Source organism: Halobacillus locisalis, assembly GCF_013694105.1.
In the GTDB taxonomy this organism is placed as follows: Bacteria; Bacillota; Bacilli; order Bacillales; family Halobacillaceae; genus Halobacillus; species Halobacillus locisalis.
The window spans coordinates 850,233-868,659 of the sequence record NZ_JACEFG010000002.1; the positions used below are offsets into that span (position 1 = coordinate 850,233).

The 18,427-nt window shown below is 44.8% G+C and carries 17 protein-coding genes and 1 riboswitch; of the genes, 9 read left to right on the forward strand and 8 right to left on the reverse strand.

The window, feature by feature from the left end; all coding sequences use genetic code 11:
• The first annotated feature begins 3 nt into the window (after positions 1-3).
• Genes H0266_RS11230 through H0266_RS11240 form a run of 3 tightly spaced genes read left to right on the forward strand, consistent with a single transcriptional unit; the run spans position 4 to position 2,747 of the window.
• Complete coding sequence (locus H0266_RS11230; protein ID WP_181472473.1) at positions 4-1,617, forward strand: gamma-glutamyltransferase family protein; 1,614 nt, start codon at positions 4-6, stop codon at positions 1,615-1,617.
• Positions 1,618-1,641: 24 nt separating this feature from the next.
• Entirely contained in the window at positions 1,642-2,214 is a 573-nt protein-coding gene (locus H0266_RS11235; protein WP_181472474.1) for a chromate transporter, read from the forward strand.
• Entirely contained in the window at positions 2,211-2,747 is a 537-nt protein-coding gene (locus tag H0266_RS11240) for a chromate transporter (protein ID WP_181472475.1), read from the forward strand. Before H0266_RS11235 ends, H0266_RS11240 begins: the two co-directional genes overlap by 4 nt.
• A 153-nt stretch (positions 2,748-2,900) precedes the next feature.
• Here the strand turns inward: H0266_RS11240 and H0266_RS11245 are convergent, their stop codons facing one another.
• Positions 2,901-3,863, reverse strand: coding sequence for a nuclease-related domain-containing protein (locus H0266_RS11245; protein ID WP_181472476.1), 963 nt, complete (start codon positions 3,861-3,863; stop codon positions 2,901-2,903).
• Positions 3,864-4,273: 410 nt separating this feature from the next.
• Between H0266_RS11245 and purU the strand changes: the two genes are divergently transcribed.
• The 3 genes from purU (at position 4,274) to H0266_RS19460 (ending at position 7,851) form a co-directional block, all read left to right on the forward strand.
• Entirely contained in the window at positions 4,274-5,173 is a 900-nt protein-coding gene (gene purU, locus H0266_RS11250) for a formyltetrahydrofolate deformylase (RefSeq protein ID WP_181472477.1), read from the forward strand.
• A gap of 99 nt (positions 5,174-5,272) precedes the next feature.
• On the forward strand, positions 5,273-6,802 hold the full coding sequence (locus H0266_RS11255) for a cryptochrome/photolyase family protein (protein ID WP_181472478.1): 1,530 nt from the start codon (positions 5,273-5,275) through the stop codon (positions 6,800-6,802).
• 104 nt (positions 6,803-6,906) lie between these two features.
• Positions 6,907-7,851: an SEC-C metal-binding domain-containing protein gene (locus H0266_RS19460; RefSeq protein ID WP_246363872.1), complete on the forward strand. Its 945-nt coding sequence runs from the start codon at positions 6,907-6,909 to the stop codon at positions 7,849-7,851.
• A 541-nt stretch (positions 7,852-8,392) separates the two neighbouring features.
• Here the strand turns inward: H0266_RS19460 and H0266_RS11265 are convergent.
• The 7 genes from H0266_RS11265 to H0266_RS11295 all read right to left on the reverse strand — a co-directional run bounded on the left by H0266_RS11265 (position 8,393) and on the right by H0266_RS11295 (position 13,997).
• A complete protein-coding gene (locus H0266_RS11265) occupies positions 8,393-8,962 on the reverse strand; it encodes a YdcF family protein (RefSeq protein WP_181472479.1) in 570 nt (189 codons plus the stop codon).
• Between the two features lie 125 nt (positions 8,963-9,087).
• Complete coding sequence (gene dapA, locus H0266_RS11270; protein WP_246363874.1) at positions 9,088-9,975, reverse strand: 4-hydroxy-tetrahydrodipicolinate synthase; 888 nt, start codon at positions 9,973-9,975, stop codon at positions 9,088-9,090.
• A gap of 97 nt (positions 9,976-10,072) precedes the next feature.
• Positions 10,073-10,251: riboswitch (Lysine riboswitch) on the reverse strand.
• Between the two features lie 312 nt (positions 10,252-10,563).
• Positions 10,564-10,683 carry an anti-repressor SinI family protein gene (locus tag H0266_RS11275; protein ID WP_246363875.1) on the reverse strand — a complete coding sequence of 40 codons (120 nt, stop codon included), beginning with the start codon at positions 10,681-10,683 and terminating at the stop codon, positions 10,564-10,566.
• Positions 10,684-10,697: 14 nt separating this feature from the next.
• Positions 10,698-10,895: a helix-turn-helix domain-containing protein gene (locus H0266_RS11280; protein WP_181472481.1), complete on the reverse strand. Its 198-nt coding sequence runs from the start codon at positions 10,893-10,895 to the stop codon at positions 10,698-10,700.
• Between the two features lie 677 nt (positions 10,896-11,572).
• A complete protein-coding gene (locus H0266_RS19690; protein ID WP_181472482.1) occupies positions 11,573-12,781 on the reverse strand; it encodes a helix-turn-helix domain-containing protein in 1,209 nt (402 codons plus the stop codon).
• 62 nt (positions 12,782-12,843) lie between these two features.
• Positions 12,844-12,984: an anti-repressor SinI family protein gene (locus tag H0266_RS11290; RefSeq protein WP_343063263.1), complete on the reverse strand. Its 141-nt coding sequence runs from the start codon at positions 12,982-12,984 to the stop codon at positions 12,844-12,846.
• Between the two features lie 158 nt (positions 12,985-13,142).
• On the reverse strand, positions 13,143-13,997 hold the full coding sequence (locus tag H0266_RS11295; protein ID WP_246363878.1) for a GAF domain-containing protein: 855 nt from the start codon (positions 13,995-13,997) through the stop codon (positions 13,143-13,145).
• A gap of 229 nt (positions 13,998-14,226) precedes the next feature.
• On the opposite strand from H0266_RS11295, the gene H0266_RS11300 reads away from it, so the two are divergent.
• The 3 genes from H0266_RS11300 to H0266_RS11310 all read left to right on the forward strand — a co-directional run bounded on the left by H0266_RS11300 (position 14,227) and on the right by H0266_RS11310 (position 18,305).
• Positions 14,227-15,612: an Ig-like domain-containing domain gene (locus H0266_RS11300; protein ID WP_181472483.1), complete on the forward strand. Its 1,386-nt coding sequence runs from the start codon at positions 14,227-14,229 to the stop codon at positions 15,610-15,612.
• Positions 15,613-16,072: 460 nt separating this feature from the next.
• Positions 16,073-17,260 (forward strand): CAP domain-containing protein, encoded by a 1,188-nt coding sequence (locus H0266_RS11305; RefSeq protein WP_181472484.1) that lies wholly within the window; start codon positions 16,073-16,075, stop codon positions 17,258-17,260.
• Positions 17,261-17,519: 259 nt separating this feature from the next.
• Complete coding sequence (locus tag H0266_RS11310) at positions 17,520-18,305, forward strand: glutamine ABC transporter substrate-binding protein (protein WP_181472485.1); 786 nt, start codon at positions 17,520-17,522, stop codon at positions 18,303-18,305.
• Positions 18,306-18,427 lie beyond the last annotated feature (122 nt).

The following is an 18,427-nucleotide window of genomic DNA, read 5'->3' on the forward strand; positions in this document are numbered from 1 at the left end:
ACAATGAAGCATTTAGATACGCTCTATAATCCATATCAAACCACAAGGCATACGACGGTCGCGAAGAACGGCATGGTCGCGACCTCACAACCGCTTGCCGCGCAGGCGGGACTTACGATTTTGCAGAAAGGTGGAAACGCCATTGATGCGGCGATTGCGACAGCCGCGACGCTCACGGTGGTGGAGCCGACGTCTAATGGCATTGGCGGAGATGCGTTCGCGCTCGTATGGGTGAAAGATCAGCTATATGGCTTGAATGGAAGCGGCCATTCACCGTCATCCATATCGATTGAGGAATTGAAAAAGCGGGGCTATGATGAGATTCCGAAGTTCGGCTTCACTCCTGTGACCGTACCTGGTGCGCCTGGAGCCTGGGCTGAACTGTCCGAGCGATTCGGGAAACTTCCATTTGAGGAAGTGCTCGAACCGGCGATTCAATATGCGGAAGAAGGGTATCCGGTCTCGCCTGTACTAGGGAAATTTTGGGCAGCGGCCGCCGAGAAATTCAAAACGGAACTCCAAGGAGAAGAGTTCACCCATTGGTTCGATACATTTGCGCCAGACGGTGAGGCGCCGAAAGTCGGTGATGTATGGAAGTCAGAAGGGCACGCTCATACGTTACGAAAAATCGCTGAAACGAAGGCGGAATCGTTTTACAGAGGGGAACTGGCTGACCAGATCGATGCCTTTAGTCAAAAGCACGATGGGTACATAACGAAGGAAGACTTGACCCAGTACAAGCCGGAGTGGGTCGATCCGATTTCGGTCGACTATCGTGACTACAACGTTTGGGAGATTCCGCCTAATGGGCAGGGCATCGTCGCCTTGTCTGCCTTGAATATGCTGAAAGGATACGACATCCAGGATAAAGAATCCGTCGACACCTACCATAAACAAATCGAAGCGATGAAACTCGCTTTTGCTGATGGAGAGAAGTTCGTAGCGGAAGAGTCACACATGAACGTATCGAGCCGTGATTTATTGAATGATGACTATGCTGCTGAACGCCGCGCACTTATCGGTGAGAAGGCGCTCACTCCGGAGGCAGGCAACCCGCCTAAAGGAGGTACGGTTTACTTATCGACCGCTGATTCAGAAGGGAATATGGTCTCCTTCATCCAGTCCAATTACATGGGCTTTGGATCTGGCCTTGTCGTCCCAGGAACAGGCATTGCGTTACAAAACCGTGGCCACAACTTCTCGATGGACCCGGATCACGCCAACGCTCTAGCTGGTAATAAACGATCGTACCATACCATCATTCCAGGCTTTTTAACAAAAGGAAGCGAAGCGGTCGGTCCGTTCGGTGTCATGGGTGGCTTCATGCAGCCTCAAGGACACGTTCAAGTCGCGATGAATACGATCGATTTCCACTTGAATCCACAAGCGGCCTTGGATTCACCGAGGTGGCAATGGATGAAAGAGAAAACGGTGTGGGTAGAACCCGATTTCCCTGCCCATGTTGCGGAAGCACTGAAGAGAAAAGGCCACACCATTGAGGTTCAACTCGAAACAGGAGCGTTCGGTCGTGGGCAAGCCATTTGGCGCAATCCTGAAACGGGCACACTTTATGGTGGCACGGAATCGAGGACGGATGGTACAATTGCCGCTTATTGATAGATAAAGAAAGGAGATGATGGAGTGCAGCAATGGAACCTCTTTATCGCTTTTTTCCGTGTCGGAATGCTTGGCTACGGGGGTGGACCAGCCTCCATTCCTCTCGTTCACAAAGAAGTTGTCGAAAAATACAAGTGGTTGGATGACGATGATTTCGGTGATGTCCTCGCTTTAGGGAACTCGCTTCCCGGTCCGATTGCGACCAAAATGGCGGGCTACATCGGTTACCGTGTCTCTGGAATCATTGGGATGATCAACGCTGTTCTTGCGACGATTCTACCGACAATTGTGATTATGATTGTTCTGATCACATCATTAAATAGTTTGCGGGACCAACCGTGGGTGAACGGCATGACCCATGCTGTCGTACCCGTTGTCGGCGTCATGCTTGCCAAGCTGACGTATGACTTTTTCAAAAAAGCACAAGTGAACATGGGCTGGATGTGGACCATTATTCTCGGGATCGGATCGCTTCTGTTGATTGAATGGTTGGGCGTCCATCCAGGAATCGTCATCTTTGCCTTGTTATTGTACGCCCTCCTCCGCCCGAAGAAGAAGGAACAAGCTGATCTTGAAAAGCAGGAGCAATCATTATGATCCATTGGAAAATATTCATCGCATTCTTCATCCCGGGAATCGTCGGTTATGGTGGAGGACCAGCCTCGATTCCCTTAGTCGAAAATGAAGTCGTCGGGCGTTTCTCATGGATGTCCGTCAGTGAATTCAGTGAAATGCTCGCCATGGCGAACGCATTACCAGGCCCGATTGCGACGAAAATGGCCGGATTCATCGGTTATCAGCAAGCCGGTGTTCTAGGCGCGGTCGTCGGCGTATTTGCGACCGTCGCACCTTCGTTGATTTTGATGATCGTATTGTTGAGTCTGTTGGCGAAATTCAAGAATTCACCACGCGTGAAGACAATGACCAATTTGATTCGTCCTGCCATCGCCGTATTACTCGGCGTTATGGCGTTTCAATTCTTCCAAACATCGTATGAAGGAGCGGGGCTACTGCAAACCTCGTTCTTGATCGTCGCAAGCTTTTTATTACTGGAAAAAGTAAAGCTGCACCCAGCGTTCGTGATTCTTGGTGCACTTGTATATGGCGCCGTGTTTCTTGGTGGTGCGTGACTAGCATAGACAGGTTCTATGGCTCTGATGGGAGCTGTGGAGCCTGTTTTTTTGATGGTGGTGAAATGTCCGAATTAGAGGTAAGGGTGTCCGAATTGCAAGAGCACTAGTCCGAATCCAACTCTAAAATGTCCGATAAACATCACTCAGACACTAGAATTTTTGATGAAAAGGAAGATGATAGACTCTCCCTTTCGTTTCACCACTCGTCTTCAACTGCAAAGAGACCATCAGCCGGTGAGCAGCTTTCGGGCAACTCATCCTCAAAAAGCGTCGGAGCTTAGCATTGCTGATCAGAGAACCATGAATCAGTACATAATCTTTCAATGCCTGAACATGCGCCTCTTTATCAACTTTTTTACACGTAGCACATTCCCAACGATTATATTTTTTGTGAATAGACAGCGAGTGGCAATGGTCGCAGTAGGCACCTGGGAGAATGTCGCTTTCTCGAATATTGTATTGTTCGAAGAAATCCGGCTTCAATGGGGTGTCCAGTTTGACCAATGAGGAAGATAATTTCTTTAGGTCTTTTGAAGACATGCTGTTCGGGTTGTGAGGCAGGGTTTTGATTTTTTCTGGGAGACTGTACGTACGTGTAACGATATTGAGCGTAGGGTCATCGAAGGAAGAGACGCAGCGTGGGTGGCTGTTGGAGACTAAGCAGTGAATGGGGAGGGTGTCAGGCAATTGATTGTTGGATAGCCATTTTTGGAGTTGCCTTTTGTGACGCAGCACTTGCGTAACGGGATTGTTGAAGCCCTCTTTCATTCCTGTTTCCGTCGTTCTGATCAGCTGGTCTTTTGTCTGGTCATAAAAAAGGTGACCTGCTATATTCTTGGCCTCAATTAACAAAATCCACTTTCTTGTTAAGATGATGCAGTCGTTTTGGAAATAATGCGTTCCGTCATGTAATCGGACGTTGTGAAGAATCAGGTGATCGTTCGGGAGGTGGGATAGAGGGTAATCCAGTTCTTTTTCACCTTTCCAACCGGCGAGTTCAATCGTCAATGCTTCCTGGAGGAGTGAGTAGCTCGGGTGACTAGGCTTTAATCGTCTGCTTAACATGAGGAGAAATTCTAACTTGTAGTGTAGGGTTCTTGGTTTAATGATCATTATTTGGCCACCTTTCTGAATTACTTTATTAGGCAATAGCAGCACTTTTTCCTGCATGAGATTGAGAAAAAAATTCTGATTCGGACAATTGGAATGGTATTTCGGACACCGCGTTTCTCATTTCGGACATTTGCTTTCGGATATCGGACAACCTATGCCATATATCGGACGCCTGCGCTTAATTCGGACAAGCTGTCACGCAAATCGGACAATCATCTCTATAATTCAGACATCCGAGCTCATAATTCGGACACCCGCCCCTGATTCGGACAATTAGGAACGTAAACCGGACAAGTCGCCCCGTAATTCAGACAAACCCAGCCTTAATTCAGATACCACACCAAGACCCCACCGCAGCCCCCAACCGTTTCTGCTATAATGGAGCAAACAGTCAACGAAAGGTGAGGAATATGACATCCATCAACCCCCAAATCGATCACTATATGAACAAAAATAAAAATAGAGCGCGACTGCTTGTGAGCTGCCCTGACCAGCCAGGCATCGTATCGACGATCTCCACACTCCTTTTCAATCATCAAGCGAATATCGTCGAGTCCAGTCAATATACAACGGATCCATCTGACGGACGATTCTTCTTGCGTATTGTATTTGAATCCGAGCATCTGCAAGAGAACGAAGAGCAGATTCGTTCCTCCATTAAAGAGGTAGCGGAACGATTTGATATGAAATGGACGCTCTCCTTCCTCTATCAACTCAAAAAAACAGCTATTTTTGCATCAAAAGATATTACTTGTCTGCGAGAGTTGCTTTATCAGTGGGAGAGTGGAGACTTGGTCACGGATATTGCGCTCGTGATCAGTAATCACGAAACGGGGCGTGACATTGTCGAATCGTTCGGCATTCCGTTTTATCATATTCCGGCCAACAAGGATATCCGGAAAGAAGTCGAGGCGAAACAGCTGAAACTCCTTGAAGAGCACCAAGTTGATTTAATAGTGCTCGCGCGTTATATGCAAATTCTGACACCCGATTTCGTGGCAGCCTATCCATCCAAAATCATCAATATCCATCACTCCTTCCTGCCGGCGTTTATCGGGGCGAATCCTCATAAGCGTGCGTATGAGCGCGGCGTGAAATTGATCGGGGCGACGTCTCACTATGTTACGGACGACTTGGATGAAGGGCCGATCATTGAACAGGATTTGATCAGAGTCGATCACCGCAATCATGTGGAGGATTTGAAGAAGAAGGGACGCCTGATAGAGCGCAGTGTTCTCGCTCGAGGTGTGAAATGGGACCTTGAAGATCGTGTGCTTGTTCATGAAAATAAAACCATCGTATTCGACTAACGATAAAAGGGGCAGGTTCCGCGGCACATATAGCGTCATGGAGCCTGTCCCTTTGGTTATGGATCATCGATTATGGGAATGGTTTATGGAGGTGATTCGATGGTGACACGATGGATTTTTGGAAACCAACTATGTAAGGACTTACCCATTTTGAAGGATGCCGATAAAGACGAAGATGTCATCTTGATGGTGGAAGCGGAATCCCGAGCTTTGTGGGAGTCTTATCATAAGCAAAAGCTGACGTTGATTTTTTCGGGTATGCGACATTTTGCAAAAGAGTTAGAGGAAAAAGGGTTCACGGTGGATTACCGTAAAGCGGACTCTTTCCGTGAAGGGTGGAAGGAGCATAAGAAAGCGTTCAATCCGAATCACGTGCATATCACGCAGGTGACCGATGACCGGATGCGCCGGGCGCTTGAAAAATGGGAAGATGAGCTCCCAGAAAAGATAGAGGTTCACTATGAATCTGAAAAGCCGATGTTTTTGTTGTCAAAAGATGAGGTGAAAGAACGGCTGCCGGGAGATGGTCCGTGGCAGGCGGACTCTTTTTATCGTAATTTACGAAAAGACTTGGGTGTCTTGATGGATGGGGACGACCCTATAGGAGGCAAGTGGTCATTCGATCAGGAAAACCGGAAGCCGGCGAAGAGTGGAATGGATTTTCCGAAAAAGAGAACGTTTCGTCCTGATGAGATCACGCAGCAAGTGATGGATGAAGTGAATGAAAACTATGGAGACAATCCAGGTGAGCTGGATTCATTCGAGTGGCCCGTGACGCGAAAAGAGGCGCTCAAGGCACTGAATCAGTTCATTTCGGATCGGTTGCCGACTTTCGGTACGTACCAAGATGCGATGCTGATCGGAAACGCTGATATGTCCCATTCTCTTTTATCTTCGGCCATCAATATGGGTCTTCTTCAACCGATGGAAGTGATTGAAAAAGCAGAGCAGGCTTATCATGACGGCGAGGCCCCTCTCAATGCCGTAGAGGGGTTCATTCGCCAAATCATCGGATGGCGTGAATATATGCGGGGCATTTATGTGAAAAAGATGCCGGACTATAAACAGGTGAACGAACTGAATCACGATACCGATCTGCCGTCCTTCTTTTACACGGGAAAAACGAAGATGAAGTGTATGGAACAATCCATCCAGCCGGTTATTGAAAAAGGGTATAGTCACCACATTCAGCGGTTGATGGTACTCGGCAACTTCGCCAATTTATTCGGAATCTCCCCGCAGCAGACAGCGGATTGGTTTAACGAAATGTACATTGATGCCTATGACTGGGTGGTGCTGCCGAACGTATTAGGAATGGCGTTGTTTGCAGATGGTGGGCTTCTTTCGACAAAACCTTACGTGTCTTCGGCCAACTATATTCATAAAATGAGCGACTATTGTAACGAGTGCCCGTTCCATCCTAAGCATAAAACAGAGGAGGATGCTTGTCCGTTCAATGCGCTGTATTGGGATTTTCTTGATCGTCACGAAGACAGGTTAGGTGATAATCCGCGGATGAAATTGATCTACAGTCAATGGTCAAAAAAGGATCAGGATGATAAACAAGCGATCAAGAAGAAGGCCTCGAGTTTGAAGCAACAACTGACAAAAGGATCGTTTCATGAGTAGAATTCAGGGGGAATGACCTAGAGGGTGAACCTCTCCCCCTGGTACATAAGCACTTCTTCCTTTATAATGTAGTACGGACAACAAGGTACGAGAGGAGTTACATCATGAGTAAAGTCGGAAGGAATGAGCCGTGCCCTTGTGGGAGCGGTAAAAAATATAAGAAGTGCTGTGGAAATAGTAAGGTGATCGAATTTCCTAGTGTAACGATTAAAGAAGAGTTGGACCGCGCTTTCCAACGTTTCCAGGATCACATTGTCAATCACTATGCGGAGCTTTTGCCTACTTCGAAGCCACAATCCCAAGAGGAGCATCTAGGACAGTTTTTCTCCTTGCTTCAAGGGAGTGTGTTCGACAAGCAAGAGGACGGAACGACGATTATGGACGATTTCGTCGAGCAGGAAAAAGAGAAGGTATCACGCCCTCTATCTAAGGAATCCCTTGTCGCCTGGACGGACGCAGCGGCAGGCGTTTTCGCGTTAGACGATCATGAGGATGCCGTAATCGTGAAGAGCGTGTTCGATGATTCGACTTTTTCCATCGTCAAAGAATCGATTCCTTTAGAGGATATTGCAAGCGCGCCGTATTATTTCGGAGTATTGATGAAGTGGGGCGATGTGCACCAGTTCATGCCGATTGCGATTCCTCAGGACGAGGAGCGCTTCAAAGCGTATATGGAGAAGTTGAGTGACGAGCAAAAGACAGAAGAGTATTTCACAGCCCATTTAGCGGAGCAGTTCCGGATGTGGGTTCGCCAGGAAACGGGCGAGCGTGAATGGGATGCCCGTCCTGAAGATAAGGAAGTGCTCGACTTGTTTGAAGAGACAGTGGAGGACGATGTTGTAGGGAAGAAAGCGTATGATCGAGTGAGAAATGCATGGGGCAATTTCTGTGAGACGGAAGTGCCTACGATTCGGAAGGCAGGCGTATTTGCGGCGGCTCTTGAATTTATGGCTTCTGAAAATGTGACGAAGAAGCAAATTGCCGAGAAGTATAGTGTGAGCCCTTCGAGTATGACGCGCCGGATTAAGGAAATCGAAGTTTATATGTAGCAAGAAAAACCCGTCATCGCTGGCGGGTTTCTTTTTTTACTCTCATATCTCTTCAAATACGTATTTGAGAATTCTTCACCAAAAAAGGGACGGGTGGTTTTGAAACAACTCGCTTTCCTGCGGGGGAACCGCCGAGCCTCCTCGGTCGTTGACACTCCCTGGGGGGTCTTCCTTCAGTCCTTATCCCGCGGGAGTCTCGCTGTTTCAAAACCACCTCTTTCGACATAGCGAGGAACGAACCCTCAACGTGGTGGGTGTATCATGACTGGTAAAACTACGCGCTAGGTAGCAAGGTTTTCGCGCATCTGGTTTATTTGACGTGAACCAGTTCGTCTGATGTTTCCGTTTTTCTTATGTAAGCAAGAAGGGCGGGGAAATGGGGAGACTCCTGTCGGATGTACATGATCGGTGAGATCCCGGAAGGCGAAGCCTGAGGAAGCTCAGCACATGCCCACGGAAAGCAAGTCATTTCCCGGCCCTTCAAAAGGCTATACTATGCAACGGAAACCACCAGGATTTCCCGTAACTGTGCTTCGAGATACTAGAATAAAAACAAGCGTAGCCAGTAGCCGGTCAGTTTCGCATATTCACTGAACGCGATCCGGTGCTCATAGCGCGTCATCGAACCGGTCGTAGAGAACGACGAAGGTGCGACAGCATAGCTGAGATCGATGTCAGTAGATTCGTAGATTTTGTTGAACGTCATCCGCGTTCGCCTCGTGTGATAGTTGCTGGTCACGACAATAGCCGAACTCAGCTGCTGCTCGTTCATGATGTCTCGGCTGAGCGTGGCATTGGTATAAGTGCTCGTGGCCTCGTTCTCTTCTACTATGTCGTCAGCCTGGATTCCGAGTTCAATGGCCAGTGATCTGGTCGTGTTCGGTTCCGTCGCATTCGTCAAGATGACACGCTGACCCGGTTCGTATAAATCAGCGCCATATTCGAGTCTTCCATCATCACCGCTCAGAACAATGATCGCCTCTGATGGGTTGATCTTCTCTTCGATGACTAAGAAGGAACGGCCAAGCATTATGAACGTAATGGCTATCCCGAATAACAGGAGAAGAATGGAAATGAAGCTGATCAGCAGAACTCTTTTGATAGTCGGCATAATAAGGGGTCCTTTTCTAGTAAGCTATTTTATCAACATTATAATGTTTATAGGATGAAAAGGGAAAAGAGACTGCCTCGTCCTCTACTAAAAACCCCCCACCTAGCGAGTAGGTGGGGGAGGGATTAGTCAGCTGAAATCAAGTCTTTCGTCAAAGTTGCCACCAATTCTTCCGATTCCTCTTCCGTCAAAGGCAGTAAAGGGAGCCTGACCCCACCTACATTCACACCCTGCTTGTTGAGGGCGGCTTTGACGGGTCCAGGACTTGGCGCAGAGAAAATAGCTTGCATTTTAGGCAACAGTTGACGATGGATACGTGAGGCGTAAACCGTATCGCCGGAGCGGAAAGATTCGATCATTTTCTGCATATCATCCCCGAGTACGTGAGCTGAGACGGACACGATGCCCGTTGCACCGATGGCTAAGGATGGTAACGTCAACCCGTCTTCACCGCTATATACGGTAAAGGTCTCTGGTGTTCTCGTAATCATTTCCGCCATTGCATCAAGATCCCCGCTTGCATCTTTGATTGAGACGATATTATCAATTGAAGAAAGGCGGACGACTGTATCAGGTTCCATGCTCACGACACTTCGTCCTGGAACGTTGTACAGCATAATCGGAAGGGAAGTGGATTCAGCGATGGCCTTGAAATGCTGATACAATCCTTCCTGCGTCGGTTTATTATAGTAAGGGACGACGAGCATAGCAGCGTCTACCCCGGCAGCTTCTGCTTGTTTTGTCAGTTCAATGGAGGCTTGTGTGTTGTTGGATCCTGTGCCGGCAATGACGGGAACACGACCATCGACTTTTTGGACGACATGCTTATATAAGCTCACTTTTTCATCCACGGTTAAAGTCGGTGATTCCCCTGTCGTGCCAGTGATGACGAGAGCGTCTGATCCGTGAGCGATTAAATAATCGATGAGTTGGTTGGTTCTGTCAAAATCAATGGCACCAGTCTGATCGAATGGAGTCACCATAGCTGTTAGTACTTGACCGAAATTCATCATTCCACACCCTTTTATAAATATTGTGTGGAGGGCGCTGATAAAAGCAAAAAGGCAACAACGAGGGCTCGTTGTTGCCGTAGAAACTAAGTTCGTTCCTGCGTAAGATAGCCCTCCATATAGTCTCCTATATGACAGTCCTCGGATTGTTCAGCCGAGAAACCAGCTTCCGGAATATGAGATTCCTTCCACTTCGGCAACGTCCCCTTTCGGCATGAATCAAAGGATCTCATTCTCCTCCTCATACGTACTGATGGTTGTCGCACCTCTATCCTTACTTCAAGGTTTGATTGAAATAAGAAAAGTATTTAGTTAATTAAACTATAGCAAATATCAGACAGTATCACAACCAATTATTTCTGCAGTTCCTCAATCAAATGGTTGATGACATCTTTCGAGGATAAATTGTGGTCCGTCTCTGAAACGTGAATGATATCTTGAAGTATTTCTTTTAGATTGTCCATTGAAATCACCTTTTTTATGTGAATATTCACCAAATGTTGTCAAACGAAACGTCTATTTTTGCAGAATCTATCCATTAGACGATTTGGTTAAGGTTTCGTTTCATCATGGACGAAAAATAAATAGGCGTTACAATTCTTCCTCAAGGAACGATTTGATTTGTTCTTTGGTCATGCCGAGTCGTTTAGCTTCTAGAATTAAATAGACCCAGTCTTCATACGAGTTTTCAGGAATCATAGAATCACCCATCTGTGAACTCCTTTCTAAGAGATCAACTCATCCAAAGGCACACCAAGCGTTTTAGCAAGTTTATTCAAAACAATGAGAGACGGATTCTTTTGAACGCCGCGTTCGATATTGCTGATATAAGACTTTGATACGTTGGAAAGCCTAGAAAATTCGTTGACGGACAAGCCTTTTTCAGTCCTGAGGAATTTAATTTTTTCACCAAGGGTACCCATCGTTTACTAAACCCCCTTCTCCAGAAGACTTTCACGTATTTTTTGTTCTTTATTGAGAATATTATAATTCTTTTTACAGAACAAATAAATACCTGTATTCCTTTATTAAGAACAGAAAAACAGTAAATATCTGCGCTTTTCTCCCTCTGCCGTCGAATTTAGTGGAATTATAAAAGGTTAGCGAATGATTTCGCTAACCTTTTCAGGCTGCCTGCAGAAGTCAGGGAAACGGTTCTGTTAGATCGTATGAGAATACCGTGGGATGGAAAACGACTCGCTTTATTGCGGGGGAGCCGGCAAGCCTCCTCGCTCGTTAACACTCCCTGTGGGGTCTTCCTTGAGTCCTTCTCCCGCGGGAGTCTCCCCGTTTTCCATCCCACTATGCGATAAATAGTGGGAACAGAACCTCGTCAAGCATGGTGCAGTCATCCGTAGAGTTCCTCATTTTCGTTGAATTCTCTAGAGGTTCAGTCTTGCTATTGTGAGGTGGCGTGGAAACGGCGACACTCCTGCAGGATCCTGAGGCTTGGGTGAGATCCCCCAGGTCGCGTAGCGAACGAGGAAGCTCACCGCCTCCTGCGGAAAGGGAGTCGTTTCCACGCTACCGGCTCCTTCTCATTTTGGCAGAACCGAAAGTGGCTTTCTCAACAAACTGAAAAGGTTAGCGAATGATTTCGCTAACCTTTGGTGTTCATTTTATATCGTACACGGAACTCTTTTGGTCCGATTCCTTCCATTTGCTTAAAAACACGAGTGAAATAGCTTTGACTATTGTAGCCGAGCATCGAGCTGATATCCAATAAAGAGTAATCGGTAATGCTCAATAATTCTTTCGCTTCCTTGATCCGCAGTCTATTGATGTATTGAGAGACAGGTTCACCGACTTCTTTCTTAAAGACGCTAGATAAGTAGCCTTTATGAACATTGATTTCCTTGGCAATATCCTTAAGGCTCAGTTCATCTGATAAATGTTGAAAAATATAGCGGCGTGCGCGTTCAATGATGGGAGAGTACCTCGGTTTATCCGATTGGTGGAGTCGTTGGTAGAATGAAAAAATAATGTTTTGTTCAAGTTCAGCCAGTTCATCAGGTGAGGTGATCGTTTCTAAGAAGTTTATGTAGAACTCGTTGAGGAGAATCATTTCACCTTGGGGGCCACCTACCTCAGTACTAAGATGCGTCAGCTCTGTAACTAAACGAATCAGTCTGTTTTTCTCCGATCGCAAAGCATCCCCATTTCCAAGGTCTGCGGTATCGTGCGCTTTATATTCTTCGTACACTTCCATCGTACGGCCATCGCCGTTTTTAAACGAGTTGAAAAACCTGAATCTCCATTGCTCCACTAATGTGGAGGAAACATATTGATTTGAAAAATCGGAATAAGCTGTACTGTAGGCAAGGTTCGATTGTTCTTGTTTCATTTCTCCTTCGGATTGCATGGGCAGAAGTCTGGCTAATACACGTTCAAGAACAGGAACCTGATAGGGCATCCATAAAGGCTGTTGCTCAAAGTATAAAAATAATTCCTGCTCATCGGTAGAAAGATCATGCTTCTCCTTCACTTTTCGAATATGCTTACGTCCCATATCTTGTTGAAGAAAAGGACCAATGGCAATAGTAGCGCTCTCACCACTTGTTGTCCTGATCGAGTAAAGGAAAAAACACTGTCCGACCACATCGATCGAGAAGTGTAAAGAGTAAGGCAATCTGTTGCTTTGGTCGACATCTTGATCAAGGGTAGATTTCAGCTCTTCTGGAGGCGCCTTGAAACTTTCGGGAAACTGGTATAGCGTACGTTTTTGGTGATTGAGTAAGAAGACGGGAGTGTTCAAAGCAATGGAACAGTCTTTTAACAACTGAAGCAATTCATGATTCACAACGGTCACGAAGAAACCTCCTCACCTGTACCTGTTGCTTCTATTATACAGGAATCAAAAAAATAACACCTCTATTGAGAGAGATGTTGTACTTGTTCAGTTTCTCGTAAAAAGTTCTGAATATCTTGTTTGCTTAACCCCATTGACTTAGCCTGCTCCATCAACTGCACCCATTCCCGATCAAGCATCAAAACATCAGGTTTTGTTCTCACACTCTTCAACTCCCCTGTAAGTTAAATGAGTGAGCGCCAGTTCCATGAATGAGACTAGAACCAGTCTACTCTCTTCTCAAGATCTTGTGATTAGTATAAAAGCTCCAGCCTATAAGGGTTTGCACTATTTTCATAATTTTTTAAAAATTTGCGTTTATTCACGTAGTATGAAGCTGAAACCCTATGAGTTCTAACGCGGATTCTAGGTCCGCTACGGTTTTTACATTCAAGTTACGTAAGGAGACATTACCGACTTCATGCTTGGCGATTTCTGGAGTCATACCAGTGATAATCGCCTCAATTCCCATTAATTGAAGAGATTGTACGAGTTGAGTGAGAACGGTCGGAAAATGGTCATCTAAAATGATTAGTCCAGATAAGTCAATGATGAAGTACGTCATTTGTTTCTCCGCACCGACTTTCAAGACAGTCTCTAAAATGATCTGCGCCCTTTTTTCATCAATCACACCCTGGAGTGGTAAAGCAGACACACCTTTTGTAATGGGAATAATCGGCACATTCAAAAAGCCCATATGATATTGTGTTTGATCCAGTTCAATTAAGTATGAAAGCACCTCAGACATCGATTTCATGAATTCGATATCCTTGTCATCAAAATGTTTTTCTTCTTTATCTAATGCACAGAGGGTACCGAATACTTCCCCGTTTGAGTCTAATAGGGATACACCTAAAAATCCTTTCACCCCAAGGGCGGATGTGGCTTCCAGTTCTTTGGCTAACTCATCTTTTTGCAAGTTAACAGCATTCAAAGCCGCTTGTTCATTATTTATGATCAATCGACAAAACGTATCTCCATAGTCGACAGCAAGACCTTCTTCGATGACTACTTCATCTTCATTATACGAACTGATGACAGTCATAGCGTTTGAGCCTTTTTGTGTAATATATGCGGAATTAACATTTAATTGTTGAGTAATCACTGAGAACATCTTCTGTGAAGCTTTTTTTAATGATTGAAATTCAGAAGATGCGAAATTCGATTCTTGGACCAAAGTCGACGCCCCTTTCAAGTGGTTATATTTACTATTCTAGCATAGTCACAAGGTAATCGTTTACTATTTCGGGTTGAGATGGATACACCTTTTGTTATGATTAATTGTCTAATCATGGAATTTTTCCGAAAATTCAAAAGTGAAAAAATATACTTTTGGCTTATTTAGAAACAATGGTTTTACCCGATATGATAGAGTAGAACGTTTATTACTCTAGGAGGTATGTCGAATGAATAAACAATGGAAGAAGATTTTCGCGACCGTATCCACGGCTGCTTTTTTGACAACAGCACCTGTAACCGTATTTGCTGATCAGGCGGATAAAGGTTTAAAAGGACAGGAAAGAGCAGAAATCATTCAACTGAAAAAAGTTGAAAAAGTGAACGAGAAAAAAGAACAAGCATTTTCAAGGGCCATCGAGAAAAGGGTTGAAGTACTTAAGAAGCGTCTAGAGAAAATTGACGAGAAGAATGAGCGCATCGACGATCGCATGGAATATTTCTTCGATATTGAAGATGAAGACTATCTATCAGATGACGACACAGATTCAGACGAAGAGTCTGATGAGGAAGATGAAGAATCCGACGACGAAGATTCAGATGAAGAAGATGAAGAGTCCGACGACGAAGATTCAGATGAAGAAGATGAAGAGTCCGACGACGAAGATTCAGATGAAGAAGACGGAGAGTCCGACGACGAAGAGTCAGATGAAGAAGATGGAGAATCCGACGATGAAGAATCTGAAGAAGAAGACGGAGAGTCCGATGACGAAGAATCAGATGAAGAAGACGGAGAGTCCGACGACGAAGAGTCTGATGAAGAAGATGGAGAATCCGACGATGAAGAATCAGATGAAGAAGATGGAGAATCCGACGATGAAGAATCTGAAGAAGAAGACGGAGAGTCCGATGACGAAGAGTCAGATGAAGAAGACGGAGAGTCCGGAGACGAAGAGTCTGATGAGAAAGATGAAGAGTCCGGAGACGAAGAATCTGACAAGGAAGATGAGGATTCAGATGAAGAAGTAGTATCTGACGACGATGAAGAAGGTGAAGAAGAAGAACTTGACCAATTGGATGAAGGCGTCGACAGTTTGTCTGGAAAACTAAATGCACAAAATAAGAAGCTTGAAGTCGTTGAAATGCAAATCAATAAACTTCTTACATGGGCAGAGAAAAAACTTGGTTCGGACGCTGACGTGTCTGAAATTAACGCCCTGTTTGAAGAAGTTGATGAATTGCGCGCAGACGTGAAAGAACTTGAAGAAACGCTTCAAACGGAACAGGCGAAGGCCGTTGATGACGTGAAAGAAGAAGAGAAAGAAGAATTTGAAGAAAAATCAGAGGTTGAAGAAAACAAAGTATGGGAAGTTCAATTCAATACCGCGATGACTCAAGAGAAAGTCGATGCTCTGAATTTCTTTGTTTTTGACAAAGACATGCAGATCGTATCGGTTGACGTTGCATACAATGCAGAGAAGAATGTTGTGGAAGTTATTCCAGACCAGGCATATAATACTGGCGAGACTTACACATTAATTATTGCTAGTGATGCTGCAAACCAGAATGGCCTAGCCCTTAAGAGTGCGGTACAAATGAACTTTACAATCCAATAAGGAAGTAGGACGAGCATGCATTTTCGCATGCTCGTTTTTTTAAAACTTATAAAGTGGTACAAATGGGAATTCGGACATTTGCTCAGGTTAATCGGACGGGAGGAGGGGGAATCCGGACATCTAGTCGGGCTATTCAGACAAGTGGCGAACGAATTAGGACATTCACTTCGAATTCGGACAAGAGATGCACTTTATCGGACATCGGCGCGAGTTTTTTCGGACACCTGCCCTATCAATTCCTTACATGGAAGTGATTTGTCAAAAAGTCAGGACTCTCATAGAATAGAAGAATCACCCACTATATTCCAAACGGAAGTTCATGTTTCGTTTCATGAAATCAGAGGAAAAGGTATTAGGACCTTTTTTCTTCTGATTTCATAAATAGGCAGGTTTTCTATGTCGATATAGGGAATAAGGGTATAGATGGTTCTATTACATACTTCTGGGAGGAGACAAGCAGATGAAACGATTGATCATGGCTCTTATAATCTTATTTATTCTATCTTATTCACCAATAGCTGCAGAAGAGACGGATACCGTTTGGTCCAACAAGTCTTGGACCGTGACCTTCAATACAGCTATGGACTTCAGTAATTTAAACGAGGCGATTTACGTATGGGACAAAGATCGTAATAAGGTTCCGGTCCAGCTCCAAGCATCATCTGACAACAAGTTTGTTGAAGTAGTGGGCATGACGCCTTGGACATTCAAACCAGGCCAAACGTATACGATATACATAACCCCTGCATTATCTTCTATCGAAGGCACACCGATGAAGGAGACGTTCACCAAAACCTTTACAGTGAATGAACAGGCTGATCAGGAATTGCAGGTGAACGATCTCATCGTGACGGAATCCAACAAGTCTGATGTCACAGCAGATTTCGGAGAGCCTGTCGAAGTGGCGCACCTTTCAGACGAGTACCGATGGGAAGTGTACCATGATCAGTTTGAGGATTTTATAATGGTTTTATACAATGGTGCGAATATCGTTCATGGGTATTACACGAATCAAGACATATTCGAGCTTTCCGGGAAGTTCAGGTTAAACGCTTCTTTTGATAGCTTAGAAAAAACATATAAAGAGAGAGCATATATGATCAAAGACGATGATGGGCGTCCAGAGAAGTTCATTATGGGGAGAGAAGATGTCACGCTCTATTTATTCCTAGACGTATTCCGTAATAGTAAACTGACCAGTACATTGATCATGTCACGAAAAGCAGAGGAAATGTATTATAATCGAACCAATACATTAGAAGAAGTATCAGATATGCAAATCTATCAGATCACAAATGCCATTCGAGTCCGCTATGGACTGAACCCTCTCAAGCGAGATGTGAAAATTGATGAGGTGGCTTATCGTCATAGTGTCGATATGGCGGACAATGAATATTTTGCACACGTGAACTTGCAGGGGCAGGGGATTCTCGATCGATTGAATGATGCGAATCTTTCCTATAGAAGTAGCGGTGAGAATATTGCTGCGGGCTATGCTACAGGAATTGAAGCTATGGAAGGATGGATGAACTCAGCCGGTCATAGAAAAAACCTATTGGCTGAGCACGACCTCATTGGTGTGGGAGTAAGAGTTGACAAGGATAGCCCTTATGGAATTTACTACACGCAAGACTTTGCTTCTGAATGAGATAGGTAAACAACATGAAAGGCAAGACTCTCTTAATGGGTCTTGTCTTTTTTATTTGCTGATTTGTCAATTTGCGATTTTAGAGGATTAAAGAGCTAGAAGCTAAGAAAGTGAGAAATGAATAGAATGATTATATTTATTCTAATAAAACTACTAAATTTGCATGAATATGACTTAATATTCATTATTCAGAAAATTTTAATTAGTGGAAACATTTGAGATAATTATACTCGGACATATAAAAAGGGGGAGTCGTTTGATGAGAAAGTGGTCATTATTTTTTGTTGTTGTTGCCATGGTTAGTCTATTAGCTGCTTGTGGAGGCACAGAAGCTAATAATGCGGATGCTACAGAGACATATACCGTTGCTACGGATAATAACTTTGTACCATTTGAATTTATGAATGAAGAAACGGGAGAAATGGAAGGATTTGATATCGATTTGATCAAGGCGATTGCGGAAGAAGCTGGCTTTGAAATCAATATCGAGTCTATGAAGTTCGATGGTGTTGTCAGTGGAATGCAGTCCGGTCGATTCGATATCGGTATTGCAGGTATGACGATTACGGAGGAGCGTAAGGAAACAATCGATTTCTCTGATCCATACTATGATGCCGGTCTTATGATCGCGGTTAGTGAAGATAACAATGAAATTGAATCTGAAGCGGACCTTGCTGGTAAAAAAGTAGGTACACGCTCAGGTACGACAAGTGAGCAATACATTAAAGATAACCACCCGGATGCTGAGCTTGTAACCTTCCCAGGAATTGTTGAAGCGTACATGGACTTGGAGTCTGGTCGTCTAGATGCCGTTATGTATGACGTTCCAAACGTTCAATATTACGTAGCAAATGATGCTGCTGGTTTGAAAACGGTTGGAGAAATCCTGCAAGGGGAGCAATACGGAATCGCTTTTCCTCAAGACTCTGAACTTGTAGAAGACGTCAACACAGCTCTTCAAACATTGATCGACAATGGAACCTATGATGATATTTATGAAGAGTGGTTCGGGGAGCGCAAGTACGGAACGGAATCATCTGAGTAAAGAATCTATAGTCATTAGGTATAGCTGATCAAAAAGGGCGTAGCAAGGATTAGCTTGTTGCGTTCTTTTTCTTTTAAAAATCATAGCGAAATTTGGTGAGGTTTGGATCTCCTTAAGTAAGG

Excerpts from the sequence above, each read along its gene's own strand:
- H0266_RS19460 (WP_246363872.1), top strand. The coding sequence starts at position 6,907 with ATGAGTAAAGTCGGAAGGAATGAGCCGTGCCCTTGTGGGAGCGGTAAA.
- H0266_RS11275 (WP_246363875.1), bottom strand. The coding sequence starts at position 10,683 with ATGGGTGATTCTATGATTCCTGAAAACTCGTATGAAGACTGGGTCTAT.
- purU (WP_181472477.1), top strand. The coding sequence starts at position 4,274 with ATGACATCCATCAACCCCCAAATCGATCACTATATGAACAAAAATAAA.
- dapA (WP_246363874.1), bottom strand. The coding sequence starts at position 9,975 with ATGATGAATTTCGGTCAAGTACTAACAGCTATGGTGACTCCATTCGAT.
- H0266_RS11280 (WP_181472481.1), bottom strand. The coding sequence starts at position 10,895 with ATGGGTACCCTTGGTGAAAAAATTAAATTCCTCAGGACTGAAAAAGGC.
- H0266_RS11255 (WP_181472478.1), top strand. The coding sequence starts at position 5,273 with ATGGTGACACGATGGATTTTTGGAAACCAACTATGTAAGGACTTACCC.
- H0266_RS11305 (WP_181472484.1), top strand. The coding sequence starts at position 16,073 with ATGAAACGATTGATCATGGCTCTTATAATCTTATTTATTCTATCTTAT.
- H0266_RS11245 (WP_181472476.1), bottom strand. The coding sequence starts at position 3,863 with ATGATCATTAAACCAAGAACCCTACACTACAAGTTAGAATTTCTCCTC.
- H0266_RS11310 (WP_181472485.1), top strand. The coding sequence starts at position 17,520 with ATGAGAAAGTGGTCATTATTTTTTGTTGTTGTTGCCATGGTTAGTCTA.
- H0266_RS11240 (WP_181472475.1), top strand. The coding sequence starts at position 2,211 with ATGATCCATTGGAAAATATTCATCGCATTCTTCATCCCGGGAATCGTC.
- H0266_RS11230 (WP_181472473.1), top strand. The coding sequence starts at position 4 with ATGAAGCATTTAGATACGCTCTATAATCCATATCAAACCACAAGGCAT.
- H0266_RS11265 (WP_181472479.1), bottom strand. The coding sequence starts at position 8,962 with ATGCCGACTATCAAAAGAGTTCTGCTGATCAGCTTCATTTCCATTCTT.
- H0266_RS11300 (WP_181472483.1), top strand. The coding sequence starts at position 14,227 with ATGAATAAACAATGGAAGAAGATTTTCGCGACCGTATCCACGGCTGCT.